Annotated in this window: 13 protein-coding genes; 7 read left to right on the top strand and 6 right to left on the bottom strand. The window is 74.4% G+C overall.

Annotated features, from left to right (window positions below):
- Positions 1-143: 143 nt before the first annotated feature.
- On the bottom strand, positions 144-1022 hold the full coding sequence (locus AC07A6_RS18535) for an undecaprenyl-diphosphate phosphatase (RefSeq protein ID WP_478777747.1): 879 nt from the start codon (positions 1020-1022) through the stop codon (positions 144-146).
- A gap of 48 nt (positions 1023-1070) precedes the next feature.
- Positions 1071-1787 (bottom strand): TVP38/TMEM64 family protein, encoded by a 717-nt coding sequence (locus AC07A6_RS18530; RefSeq protein WP_478777746.1) that lies wholly within the window; start codon positions 1785-1787, stop codon positions 1071-1073.
- A 212-nt stretch (positions 1788-1999) separates the two neighbouring features.
- Between AC07A6_RS18530 and AC07A6_RS18525 the strand changes: the two genes are divergently transcribed.
- The 4 genes from AC07A6_RS18525 (at position 2000) to AC07A6_RS18510 (ending at position 5214) form a co-directional block, all read left to right on the top strand.
- A complete protein-coding gene (locus AC07A6_RS18525) occupies positions 2000-2143 on the top strand; it encodes a hypothetical protein (RefSeq protein WP_165364976.1) in 144 nt (47 codons plus the stop codon).
- Positions 2144-2232: 89 nt separating this feature from the next.
- Complete coding sequence (gene tuf, locus AC07A6_RS18520) at positions 2233-3414, top strand: elongation factor Tu (protein WP_478777745.1); 1182 nt, start codon at positions 2233-2235, stop codon at positions 3412-3414.
- Positions 3415-3512: 98 nt separating this feature from the next.
- A complete protein-coding gene (locus tag AC07A6_RS18515; RefSeq protein ID WP_478777744.1) occupies positions 3513-4355 on the top strand; it encodes a patatin-like phospholipase family protein in 843 nt (280 codons plus the stop codon).
- A gap of 67 nt (positions 4356-4422) precedes the next feature.
- On the top strand, positions 4423-5214 hold the full coding sequence (locus AC07A6_RS18510) for a spermidine synthase (RefSeq protein WP_478777765.1): 792 nt from the start codon (positions 4423-4425) through the stop codon (positions 5212-5214).
- Here the strand turns inward: AC07A6_RS18510 and AC07A6_RS18505 are convergent.
- Complete coding sequence (locus AC07A6_RS18505) at positions 5201-6514, bottom strand: MFS transporter (RefSeq protein ID WP_478777743.1); 1314 nt, start codon at positions 6512-6514, stop codon at positions 5201-5203. The two genes, AC07A6_RS18510 and AC07A6_RS18505, sit on opposite strands and share 14 nt — an antisense overlap.
- A 134-nt stretch (positions 6515-6648) precedes the next feature.
- A complete protein-coding gene (locus tag AC07A6_RS18500; RefSeq protein ID WP_478777742.1) occupies positions 6649-7689 on the bottom strand; it encodes a DUF8017 domain-containing protein in 1041 nt (346 codons plus the stop codon).
- 111 nt (positions 7690-7800) lie between these two features.
- On the opposite strand from AC07A6_RS18500, the gene AC07A6_RS18495 reads away from it, so the two are divergent.
- Together AC07A6_RS18495 and AC07A6_RS18490 are read left to right on the top strand one after the other, a co-directional pair.
- On the top strand, positions 7801-8238 hold the full coding sequence (locus AC07A6_RS18495; protein ID WP_125815497.1) for a DUF4442 domain-containing protein: 438 nt from the start codon (positions 7801-7803) through the stop codon (positions 8236-8238).
- Positions 8239-8508: 270 nt separating this feature from the next.
- On the top strand, positions 8509-9177 hold the full coding sequence (locus AC07A6_RS18490; RefSeq protein WP_362463883.1) for a DedA family protein: 669 nt from the start codon (positions 8509-8511) through the stop codon (positions 9175-9177).
- 31 nt (positions 9178-9208) lie between these two features.
- Here AC07A6_RS18490 and AC07A6_RS18485 read toward each other — a convergent pair whose 3' ends face one another.
- On the bottom strand, positions 9209-9766 hold the full coding sequence (locus AC07A6_RS18485) for a gamma carbonic anhydrase family protein (protein ID WP_362463880.1): 558 nt from the start codon (positions 9764-9766) through the stop codon (positions 9209-9211).
- A 145-nt stretch (positions 9767-9911) separates the two neighbouring features.
- On the opposite strand from AC07A6_RS18485, the gene AC07A6_RS18480 reads away from it, so the two are divergent.
- Positions 9912-10658 (top strand): acyltransferase, encoded by a 747-nt coding sequence (locus AC07A6_RS18480; protein ID WP_478777741.1) that lies wholly within the window; start codon positions 9912-9914, stop codon positions 10656-10658.
- Between the two features lie 70 nt (positions 10659-10728).
- Here AC07A6_RS18480 and AC07A6_RS18475 read toward each other — a convergent pair whose 3' ends face one another.
- Entirely contained in the window at positions 10729-11595 is an 867-nt protein-coding gene (locus AC07A6_RS18475) for a DMT family transporter (RefSeq protein WP_362463874.1), read from the bottom strand.
- Positions 11596-11696: the final 101 nt, after the last annotated feature.

Raw genomic sequence — 11696 nt, 5'->3', positions numbered from 1 at the left:
CTCCCAAGCCCCGCGACTCCGCGTACCCCCCCCATCTTTGCGGGCCCAACCCCGGGGGGAGAACACCCACAGGTGCCCCCCCCCCCCCCCCCCCCCCCCCCCCCCCGCGTCGAGTTCCGGCCATGGTCGGCCGGTCGGCCGGGCTAGGAGCCCGACTCGCCCGCGTGCGGGCTGAGCACGTCCGTGCCGATGAGCACGAACAGCACGATGCCGAGCAGGATCCGGTAGACCACGAACGGCATGAAGCTCTTGGTGGAGATGAACTTCATGAACCACGCGATGACGGCGTAGCCGACGAAGAAGGCCAGGACCGTGGCGAAGATGGTCGGCCCCCAGAAGATGTGCCCGGGGTTCTCGGCCACGTCCTTGATCTCGAACGCGCCGGAGGCGAGCACGGCCGGGATGGCCAGGAGGAAGGAGTAACGGGCCGCCGCCTCGCGGGTGAAGCCCAGGAGCAGACCGCCGGAGATCGTCGCACCGGACCGGGAGACGCCCGGGACCAGCGCCATCGCCTGGCACAGACCGAAGATCAGGCCGTCCTTGACGCCCAGTTCGCCCAGCGTCTTGCGCTGCTTGACCACCCGGTGCCGGCCGCCCTCCTCGTCCCGCGAGGCCTGCCAGTCGGCGAAGCCGAGGACCAGACCCATCACGATCAGGGTGGTGGCCGTCAGCCGCAGGTCACGGGCGGGGCCGGTGATCTGGTCCTTGAACAGGACGCCGAGCACGCCGATCGGGATCGAGCCGACGATGACCAGCCAGCCCATCTTGGCGTCCTGCTCGGAGCGCAGCGACTTGGTGTACAGGGAGCGGAACCAGGTGGAGATGATCCGGCCGATGTCCTTGCGGAAGTAGATCAGCACGGCGGCCTCGGTGCCGATCTGGGTGATGGCCGTGAAGGCCGCACCCGGATCGTGCCAGCCCGCGAAAGCCGCGGTCAGCCGCAGGTGGGCGCTGGAGGAGATCGGGAGGAACTCCGTAAGCCCTTGGACGAGACCGAGGATTAGGGATTCGAACCAGCTCATGTCGGTGTGCGCTCGTCCTTGTGATCGTCGGGCAGTTCGGGTCCGATGCTAGGGCCCGTGGGGAGCGGCCGTGACCACTGGGGGGTGCGCGGGGGCGGGCTCGGTGCCGGCGGCGGGTGCGAGGCGGTGCCGCTTGCGCCAGGCGACCGCCGCCGCGACCGCCCCGGAGACCGCGATGAAGCCGAACGAGACCAGGAACGCGGGCGATCCGGGGGAGGAGGCGCTGGCTCCGGCGACCACGTACGCGGCGGTGTTGGGCACCGTACCGAGCGCCGTCGCCAGCAGGAAGGGGAGCCAGCCGCAGCGGGAGACGGCGGCGAGGTAGTTGGCCGCGGCGAAGGGCACCCCGGGGAAGATCCGCACCGCCAGCACCGAGCGGAAGCCGTGCCGACTGAGCTGGCCGTCGGCCGCCTCCAGCCAGCGCCCGCGCAGGTACGGGCGCAACGCCTCCTGCCCCATGACCCGGCCCAGCCCGAAGGCGAGCCCCGCCCCGACCACGGTGCCGCCGACGGCCGCGACCAGCCCGAACTGGGATCCGAAGACCGCCCCGGCGGCGAGGTTGAGCAGCGGCCGGGGCACGAACGCGGCCGTGCACACGCCGTACGCGGCCGCGAACAGCAGCACTCCCGTGCCCACCGGCAGTCCCGGCGGCCAGCCCTGGGACAGCAGCCGCTGGGGCTCGAAGAGCAGGACGCAGACCCCGGCCGCGAGCAGCAGCACGACGAGCAGCGCCAGCCGGGCCATCGGCGCGAGGAGGAGGGACATCCGGGGAGACTAACCGACACATATGGCGCCCCGCCGTAATCCAGGCCTCATCCGGACGGCACCGAGGCCTACTCCGGGCACCGCCCCGGGCGGTGCCCTGCCCTCGGCCGGGCGGCGTCCTGCCCTCGGCCGGGCGGTGTCCCGGCCCGCCCCGGGCGGCCGCCGCGGTAAATCGTTCGACGCGGCGCCCGCCCTCCGGCAGGATCTGCGGCATGTCCAGGTACGCCTTCCCCGCAGCGCCGTCCGCAGTCGCGGACGCGCCGAAGGCTGCCGTCCTCGCCTCCTCCTCGGCCGTCGCCCTCGCAGAGGCCTTCGCCGCAGCGGCACTCGCCGCATTCGACGGCGCACGAAGCTGACCCTTCCCGGATCGTCCGGCGGACCCCGCAGGGGGAGGGTCGGCAGGATCCAGGGGTCCCGATCCAGCTTCGAGCCACGGGAAGAGATCATGGCCAAGACGGCCTTCACCCGCACCAAGCCGCACCTCAACATCGGCACCATGGGCCACGTCGACCACGGCAAGACCACCCTCACCGCCGCCATCACCAAGGTCCTCGCCGAGCGCGGCGGCGCCTCCTTCGTGCCGTTCGACCGCATCGACCGGGCCCCCGAGGAGGCCCGCCGCGGCATCACCATCAACCTCACGCACGTCGAGTACGAGACCGACACCCGGCACTACGCCCACGTCGACATGCCCGGCCACGCCGACTACATCAAGAACATGGTCACCGGCGCGGCCCAGCTCGACGGGGCGATCCTCGTCGTCTCCGCCCTCGACGGGGTCATGCCCCAGACCGCCGAGCACGTCCTGCTCGCCCGCCAGGTCGGCGTGGACCACATCGTGGTGGCCCTCAACAAGGCCGACGCAGGCGACCCCGAGCTGACCGACCTGGTCGAGCTGGAGGTCCGCGACCTGCTCTCCGCGCACGGCTACGGCGGGGACACCGCGCCGGTCGTACGGGTCTCCGGGCTCGGCGCGCTGGAGGGCGACCCGCAATGGACCGGGGCGATCGAGGCGCTGCTCGACGCGGTGGACACGTACGTGCCCATGCCGGTGCGGTACACCGACGCGCCGTTCCTGCTGCCGGTCGAGAACGTCCTGACCATCACGGGCCGGGGCACCGTCGTCACCGGCGCCGTCGAGCGCGGCACCGTACGGCTCGGCGACCGGATCAGCGTCCTCGGGGGCGACGGGGAGCCCGTCGAGACCGTGGTCACCGGCCTGGAGACCTTCGGCAAGCCGATGGAGTCCGCCGAGGCGGGCGACAACGTCGCGCTGCTGCTGCGCGGGGTGCACCGCGACGGGGTGCGCCGCGGACACGTCGTCGCGGCCCCCGGCAGCGTGGCGCCGCGCCGGCGCTTCACCGCGCGGGTGTACGTCCTCTCCGCCCGCGAGGGCGGGCGGACGACGCCCGTCTCGACCGGCTACCGGCCGCAGTTCTACGTCCGGACCGCCGACGTGGTCGGAGACGTGGACCTGGGCGCGGCGGGCGTCGCCCGGCCGGGGGAGACGGTCGAGATGACCGTCGAGCTGGGCCGGGACGTGCCCCTGGAGGCGGGCCTCGGCTTCGCCATCCGCGAGGGCGGCCGCACGGTCGGCGCGGGCACGGTGACCGAGGTCCTCGGGTAGCCCCGGCGGCCCCGGCCGTGGTGGCGGCGGTCCGGCTTTGCCAGACTGCCGTCACCCCCGCCGCCGGCGGGCGCGGACACGAGGGAAGAGGGGCCGGCATGGGCGGCGGAACGGCACTGGTGCTCGGCGGCGGAGGCCTGACCGGCGTCGGCTGGGAGTCCGGGATCCTGTACGGGCTCGCCCGGGCGGGCGTCGACCTGACCACCGCCGACCTGGTCGTCGGCACCTCGGCCGGCTCCGTGGTCGGCGCCCAGCTCACCGCGGGCCTCACCGCCCGCGAACTGTACGAGCGCCAGCTCGGCGACGCGTCCGGGGAGCGCCCGGCCCGTCTCGGCGCGGGGGTCTTCGCCCGCCACGCCCTCGCGATGGTGCGCTCCCGGGACGCCGCCGCGTACCGCCGCCGCGTCGGCGCCTTCGCCCTGGCCGCGGAGACCGGAGCGGAGGCGGCGCGGCGCGAGGTACTGGCGGACCGGCTCGTGTCGCACGAGTGGCCCGGGCGCCGGCTCGTCGTCACCGCCGTCGACGCGCTCAGCGGGGCCCCCGCCGACTTCGACCGGGAGAGCGGGGCCGGGCTCGTCGACGCCGTCGCCGCGAGCTGCGCCGTACCGGGCGTCTGGCCGCCGGTGACGGTCGGCGGGCGCCGCTTCATCGACGGCGGGGTCCGCTCGGCGACCAACGCCGACCTCGCGGCCGGATACGCGCGCGTGGTGATCCTCGCCCCGATCGCCCTCGGAACCTCCCTGGTCCCCTCGCCCGCCTCCCAGGCGGCCCGGCTGCGGGCGGCCGGCGCCCGGGTGCTGCTGATCACCCCGTCCCCGGCGGCCCGCAAGGCCTTCGGGCGCAACGTCCTGGACCCCGCGCGGCGCGACCCCGCCGCCCGCGCCGGGCTCGCGCAGGCCGCGACGCACGCGGCCGACGCGGCGGCCGTCTGGACGGCCTGACAATGGTGGGGTGAGCGACGAACAGATCCCGGTGGTCCGGGAAGTGGGCCAGGGCACCGCCAAGCTGATGCCGGACGTGGACAGGGAGCGGGCCTGGCTGCTCACCGTGGACGGGGCGCCCCAGTCGTACGTCGACCTCGATGAGCCCGAGCACCTGGAGTTCGAGTACGTACGCCGCCTCGCGCACGTGCTGGACTGCGCGGCGGAGCCGGGGGCCGCCCTGGACCTGCTGCACCTGGGCGGGGGCGCGCTCACCCTCCCGCGCTACGCCGCGGCCGTCCGCCCGGGGTCCCGGCAGGACGTGGTCGAGTTCGACGCCGCTCTCGTGGAGCTGGTGGAGCACCACCTGCCGCTGGCCGCCGGGGCCCGGGTGACCGTGCACGCCGCCGACGCGCGGGCGTGGCTGGAGGCCGCCCCGGATGCGAGCGCGGACGTGCTGGTCGCCGACGTGTTCGGGGGCTCGCGGGTGCCGGCCCAGCTGACCTCGGTGGAGTACGCGCGGCAGGCGGCGCGGGTGCTGAGGCCCGGCGGGCTGTACGCGGCGAACCTGGCCGACGGGGCGCCGTTCGGCTTCCTCAAGGCCCAGCTGGCCAACTTCGCGGCCGCCTTCCCGGAGCTGGCCCTGATCGCCGAGCCCGGGGTGCTGCGCGGGCGCCGCTTCGGCAACGCGGTGCTGCTCGCCTCGGACGCCCCGCTGCCGCTGGCCGCGCTGGCCCGGCGGTGCGCCGCCGACGCCTTCCCCGCCCGGGTGGAGTCGGGGGAGGGGCTCGCCCGGTTCATGCGCGGGGCGCGTCCGGTCGCCGACGCGGACGCGGTCTCCTCTCCGGCCCCGCCGGAGGGGGCCTTCAGCCTGGGGTGACCCCTGGGGTGACCCCGACCGCTCCTGCGGCCTCCGCCGGAGCCGGGGCGGACACCTTCACGGGCGGGGGCTTGCGGGTGATCCGGCGCACCTCCGGGACCAGCAGGACCAGGGCGGTGGCGGCGACCACCAGCCCCGCGCAGCCCCACAGGGCCTGGGTGCGGCCGAAGGCGGCCTCGGCGGGGCCGGCCAGGGCGGTGGCGAGCGGCAGCATGGACACCGAGCCGAACCAGTCGTAGGCGGAGACCCGGGAGAACTTCTCCTCGGGTATCTCCTGGTGCATCGTGGTCATCCAGTTCACGCCGAACACCTCGATGGCGGCGCCGCTGAAGAACATCACCGCGCACAGCCCCCAGACCGGCAGCGGCACCGCCAGCCCCGCCGACGGCAGCGCCAGCGGGAACACGCACAGGGTGCCGACCAGCAGCAGCCGCCGCGGCTTCCACACCATCATCAGGAGCGCTCCGGCGATGGTGCCCGCGCCGAAGAAGGCCAGGGCCACGCCCCACGGCGCCGGCCCGCCCAGCCGGTCGCGGGCGACGAGGGGCCCGTACACCGCCTCGGCCGCCCCGACGACGGCGACGACCACGGAGAACTGGAGCACGATGCTCCACAGCCAGGGCCGGGTCCGGAACTCCACCCAGCCCTCGCGCAGGTCGGCCAGCAGGCCCCCGCCGGGAGCCCGCCGGGTGGTCGGGCCGACGTCGAGGAAGGCGCGCAGGGCGCCCGCGACCGCGAAGGACGCCGCGTCCACGGCCAGGACCCAGCCGGGGCCGATCGCGGCGATCAGGGCGCCGCCGAGGGCCGCGCCGCCGATGCCGGCGCCGTTCATGGCCATGCGGAAGAGCGCGAAGGCCCGGTTGGCGTGCTCGCCGGAGACGCTGGACAGGAGCATGCCCTCGGCGGCGGGGTTGAAGAAGGCGGTGCCGGTGCCGCAGAGCGCGGTCAGCAGCATCATCTGCCACAGCTTCGGGTCGCCGGCGAGCACGAGCACGGCGAAGGCCGCCTGCGAGACGCAGTTGAGGGCGTTGGCCGCGACCATCACGCGGTGCCGCGGCAGCCGGTCGGCGAGCGCCCCGCCGACGAGCAGGAAGAGGACGAGGGGCAGCGTACGGGCGGCGGCGACGAGGCCGACGTCGGCGCCGCTGCCGCCCGCTTCGAGCACGGCGAAGGAGGCCGCGATGAGCGCCCCGTGACTGCCCAGGTTGGTGACGACCGCAGCGCCCGTCAGGAGGCTGTAGTTGCGTCCGGCCCAGGCGGGCCGGCGGCGGGGGGTCCGGGGGACGGTGTGGGGGCTCACCCCGGGACTATCCCCTGCCCCGGGCCGAGAATCCAAACGAAATAACGGAAAACGGATGATCGGCCCGGGGATCGTGCGGGGTCGTGCGGGATCTTGCAGGGTCGTGCGGGCTCGTCGGCCCCGGAGGGCCCGGGTCAGCCGCCGCTGAGGCGGACCGAGCTGAGGATCTTGTCCTGGGTCGCCTGGTCGACCTCGCCGGGGACGCCGGCGGCGCCGTAGAGCACCCAGCTGGCGAAGTCACCCTTGGAGTTCTTGAAGCTGAAGGCGATGCTCTTGCCGTCCGAGGAGCACTTGTTCTCCTTGGGGACGCCGCTCACGGTCGCCGTCGCGACGTGCCCCTTGAGGCCGGAGAGGGTGGTGTACTCCTTCGACTCGGAGATCTTGACCATCTCCTTGGGGAGCTTCTGCGAGTACCCGGCGAACACCCAGGTGCCCGCCTCGCTGTGCGCCGCCCCGGCGGTGTCCTTGGCGCCCTGGCCGCCCTTCGTGCCGGTGCCGGCCAGGGAGGTGGTCTCGTCGCGCCCGTCCTTGTTGGAGTCCACCTTGCACCAGTCCTCCTTGAAGTAGGCGGGTGCGGAGAACGTGACGAGCGGGGAGCCGTCCTTCTTCTCCTCGTCCTCGAAGCCGGCGATCACGCCGGAACCCAGGACGTTCCACTCCGGCGGGACGTCGAAGGCCGTGCCGTGCTTCGGGTTGATGACCACCTTCCAGCCCGGGATCACCGGCTTCACCTCGCCGCCCGCGCGCGGGTTGGCGCCGCTCGGGGCCACGGGTGCGGCCGGGGCGACGGGCGCGGGGGAGGAGGCGGCCGGCTTGTCGTCGGCGCGGTTGGCGCCCTCGTCGTCCCGGGTCAGTACGAAGGCCGCGGTGGCGGCGGCCGTCACGACGACCGCGGAGGCCGCGACGATGGCGACGGTCCGGGTGGAGAAGGGGCTGCCGCCGGACTGCCGCACCGGGGGCTGCTGCTGGGTGGGGTTGCCCCACGGCTGGACCGGCGGCGGGGTCTGGTAGCCGCCCGCCTGCGGGTATCCGTAACCGGGCTGCTGCTCACCGAATCCCGGCTGGGGCTGCTGCTGGTACGGGTTCGGCTGTCCCGGCTGCTGCTGGTACGGGTTCTGACGCGGGTCCTGGGGGTTCTGCTCTCCCCCGGGCTGCTGCTGCTGTCCTGGCCACATGGCCGGTAACCATAGTGGGAGCGGCCGACAGGAGCCACGTCCGCCCCCTGTCCGGCTCTGGCCAACGCCGTCTACTCGCGGGTAACATCGCGTGCCATGAGCGCAGAACAGATGAACGTGGGCGAACTGCTCGCCCAGACGGTGCCGATGGCCCGCACCCTGAACCTGGAGTTCCTGGAGACCACCCCGGAGCGCGCCGTCGTCCGGCTGCCGGACCAGCCCGACTTCCACAACCACGTCGGCGGCCCGCACGCCGGCGCCATGTTCACCCTGGCCGAGTCCGCCAGCGGCGCCATCGTCCTGGCCGCCTTCGGCGACCAGCTCTCGCGCGCCGTGCCGCTGGCCGTCAAAGCCGAGATCGGCTACAAGAAGCTCGCCAAGGGCGTCGTCACCGCCACCGCCACCCTCGGCCGCCCGGCCGCCGACGTCGTGGCCGAGCTCGACGCGGGCGGCCGCCCCGAGTTCCCCGTCGCCATCGCCATCCAGCGCGAGGACGAGGCCGTCACCGGCGAGATGACCGTCGTCTGGACCCTGCGCCCGAACGCGTAGGACACCCCGCGCGGCGCGTCACGCCGCGAACGGGACCCGGGAGCGGGCACAGTGGGGGCGGGAGCGGTCCGGCGCGGGCCGCTCCCGCCGTGCGTCCGGGCCGGTACGGGCACGTCGCCGTCGCCGTCGCCGTCGCCGGAACCCGGGGCGTTCGCCGGTCGTTCGTCCCGAGAACGCCCGCGGTGGACGAAGGGCGTCCCGGGGAGCGGATAGGCTGCCCGTTCGGCGTGTCTCGGGGGCGCGCCGGAGGCGACGAGGGAGGACGTACCGGTGCACATCCAGGAATGGCTGGAGGAGATCCCGGCGATCAGTGTCTATCTCCTGGTGGGACTGGTCATCGGGCTGGAGAGCCTCGGCATCCCGCTCCCGGGCGAGATCATCCTCGTCAGCTCGGCCCTGCTCGCCTCGCAGCACGGGCAGATCGACCCGGTGGTCCTCGGCCTCTGCGCGATCGCGGGCGCCATCATCGGCGACTCCATCGGGTACGCCATCGGCCGCCGCGGCGGCAAGCCGCTGCTGGAGAAACTCGGCAGGCGGTTCCCCAAGCACTTCGGGCCCGACCAGGTGGCCATGGCCGAGCGGTCCTTCGACCGCTGGGGCATGTGGGCCGTCTTCTTCGGCCGCTTCGTCGCCCTCCTGCGCATCTTCGCCGGCCCGCTGGCCGGCGTACTGCAGATGCCCTACTGGCGCTTCCTCGTCGCCAACGTCCTCGGCGGCATCCTCTGGGCCGGCGGCACCACCGCCGTCATCTACTCCGTCGGCATCGTCGCCGAGCCCTGGCTGAAGCGGTTCTCCTGGCTGGCCCTGGTCGTGGCCCTGCTGATCGGGCTCACCGTGACCCTGGTCCTGCGCAGCCGGATGAAGAAGGCGGCCGCGGAGGCCCGCGCGGCCGAGCCGTCGCCGCAGCCGGCCGCCGCCCCGGCGGGCGCCTCGGACTGACGCCGAGGCCCCCGGCCGGCCGGAGGGACGGTCAGGCGCCGGGGGCCACCGAGGCGCGGTGCTGCTCCGCCAGGTCCGTGTACATCGCGGCGTTCACCCGGATCCCCTCGCGCTCCTCTTCGGTGAGCTCGCGCCGCACCTTGGCCGGCACGCCCGCGACCAGGGAGCCGGGCGGGACCACCATGCCCTGCGGCACCAGGGCCTGCGCGGCCACCAGCGAACCCGCGCCGATCACGGCGCCGTTCAGCACGGTCGCGCCCATCCCGATCAGGCAGTCGTCCTCCACCGTGCAGCCGTGCACCACCGCGTTGTGCCCGATGGAGACGCGCTCGCCGATGGACACCGGGAAGCCGGGGTCCACGTGCACCGTGCAGTTGTCCTGCACGTTGCTGTCCGCGCCCAGCGTGATCGGGCCGCAGTCGCCGCGCAGCACCGCCGAGTACCAGATGCTCGCGCCCGCGCCGAGCGTGACGTCGCCGACGACGACGGAGGTCGGGGCGGTGAAGGCCGTCGGGTCCACCGACGGCTTCCGGTCGCCGACGCCCGCGATGAGAGCCCCTTGGTGCGCCTGGTTCGGCTGATGGGTCATGGTCACTTCCCTCGTGTGATTCCGGCTGGTTCCGGATGCCGCGCCAAGTGCACCGTAGGGCACGGGCCGCCGCCGCCCCGCGATGGGGTGAAGATCACAGGATCCGGGTCCCGACGTCCGGCGCGGGGCGCACTACCGTGGCCGGGTGCCGAAGAACCAGAACACGTTCTCATCCCTGGCGGCCCTGCGCGGCCGCGTCGCCAGCCGCGCGGTGCACGCCGGCTGGCGCTGGATGCAGCGGGCCGGTGCGGTCACCGCCGAGCACCCGGGCCGGCTGCGCTTCGGCGCGATCGGCGAGGGCACCCGGCTCGCCTTCCCCCAGGGCACCGTCTTCGGCGAGCGGTGGATCCGGCTCGGCGGGCACTGCATCATCGCCGAGCAGGTCACCCTGACCGCCGGCATGATGCCGGACCTCGACCTCGGCGCCGACCCGGTGCTGGTGCTGGGCGACGGGGTGGTCCTCGGCCGGGGCAGCCACGTCATCGCGGACGCCCGGATCACCATCGGCAACGACACCTTCTGCGGCCCGGGGGTGTACATCACCTCCACCAACCACAGCTACGACGACCCGCACGAGCCCGTCGGACGGCAGTGGCCCCGCAGTGCCCCGGTGGAGATCGGGCCGGGCTGCTGGCTGGGCACGGGGGCGGTGATCCTGCCCGGCGCGAAGCTGGGCCGCAACGTCGTCGTGGCCGCGGGGGCCGTCGTACGGGGTGAGGTGCCCGACCACGCCGTGGTGGCCGGGGCGCCGGCCAGGATCGTGCGGCGCTGGGAGCCGGAGACCGGCTGGCAGCCGCCGCTGCGCACGCCCGCGCCGGTACCGGTCCCCGACGGGATGACGCCCGAGCAGCTGCGCGGGCTGGCCCTGCTGGCGGAGGCCGAGCAGTCCTGAGCGGGTGCCGGTGCCGGTCCCGGCCGGCGTTGGCCCCGGCCGGCGGCGACGGTTCCGGCCCGTGGCGGGCTCAGCCGGCGGCGAGCAGGACGGTGCCCGCCAGGGCCAGGCCCGCGCCCGCCGCCTGGACGCTGCGCAGCCGCTCCTTGAGCACGGCGAAGGCGGCGAACGCGGTCACCACCGGGTAGAGCGAGGACAGGACGGCGGCCACGGTGACGGGGCCGTTCTGGGCGGCGATGGAGTAGGTGCCGTTGGCCGCGACGTCGGCGAGGCCCACGAAGGCCAGGGCGGGCAGCATGCCCCACAGCACCCGCGGGCCGGTGCCCTCCGGCAGTGCCGGGACGCCGCGCCGGGTCTGGGCGAGCAGGGCGACTCCGCCGACGGTGACGTTGGTGACCCGCTGGACGAACAGGGCGAGGAACAGCCCGGTCAGGGTGGTGGAGGCCTCGGCGATCAGGGCCATGACCGCGCCGAAGCCGAAGGCCGCGACGAGGGTCAGCACCACCGCCCGCCGCTGCACGGGGGCGCCGCGCAGCTCGGGGCCGCCCGCCAGGATGATGCCGACGACGGCCACGGCGATGCCCGCGAACTGGCCCGGTCCCGGCCGCTCGCCCAGGGCCAGTCCCACTCCGACCGGCACGACCACGCCGAGGGAGCCGAGCGGCGAGACCACGCCCATCGGGCCGAGGGCCAGGGCCTTGTAGAAGGCGAGCATCGCGGCCGGCCCGACCAGGCCCGCGGCCACCGCGAACCACAGCTGCGGCCCCGCCTCGCTCCAGGCGCCGGTGCCGAGCACGACCGCGCCGAGCACGACGACCGCGGCCGCCTGCGAGACCACCAGCACCGTGAGCGCCGGCATCCGCCGGGTGAGCAGCCCGCCGCCGAAGTCTGCGAGGCCCCACAGGACGGCTGTGGCCAGGGCGAAGAGGGCGGTCATGGCAGGGGGCCTCGCAGTACAGTGCGGTGAACGGTGGAGTGCAGCATCGAATACACCGCAGGTTAGTTCAGTCCGTTGGACTGTGTCATCCAAAATATTGG

It is taken from the genome of Streptomyces sp. NPDC044002 (assembly GCF_056434525.1).
This window is presented reverse-complemented; position numbering and strand designations above follow the sequence as displayed.

Coding starts and splice junctions, on each gene's coding strand:
- AC07A6_RS18535 (WP_478777747.1), bottom strand. CDS start 1,022: ATGAGCTGGTTCGAATCCCTAATCCTCGGTCTCGTCCAAGGGCTTACG.
- AC07A6_RS18515 (WP_478777744.1), top strand. CDS start 3,513: ATGGGCGGCGGAACGGCACTGGTGCTCGGCGGCGGAGGCCTGACCGGC.
- AC07A6_RS18500 (WP_478777742.1), bottom strand. CDS start 7,689: ATGTGGCCAGGACAGCAGCAGCAGCCCGGGGGAGAGCAGAACCCCCAG.
- AC07A6_RS18530 (WP_478777746.1), bottom strand. CDS start 1,787: ATGTCCCTCCTCCTCGCGCCGATGGCCCGGCTGGCGCTGCTCGTCGTG.
- AC07A6_RS18510 (WP_478777765.1), top strand. CDS start 4,423: ATGCCGGACGTGGACAGGGAGCGGGCCTGGCTGCTCACCGTGGACGGG.
- AC07A6_RS18495 (WP_125815497.1), top strand. CDS start 7,801: ATGAACGTGGGCGAACTGCTCGCCCAGACGGTGCCGATGGCCCGCACC.
- AC07A6_RS18525 (WP_165364976.1), top strand. CDS start 2,000: ATGTCCAGGTACGCCTTCCCCGCAGCGCCGTCCGCAGTCGCGGACGCG.
- AC07A6_RS18475 (WP_362463874.1), bottom strand. CDS start 11,595: ATGACCGCCCTCTTCGCCCTGGCCACAGCCGTCCTGTGGGGCCTCGCA.
- AC07A6_RS18485 (WP_362463880.1), bottom strand. CDS start 9,766: ATGACCCATCAGCCGAACCAGGCGCACCAAGGGGCTCTCATCGCGGGC.
- tuf (WP_478777745.1), top strand. CDS start 2,233: ATGGCCAAGACGGCCTTCACCCGCACCAAGCCGCACCTCAACATCGGC.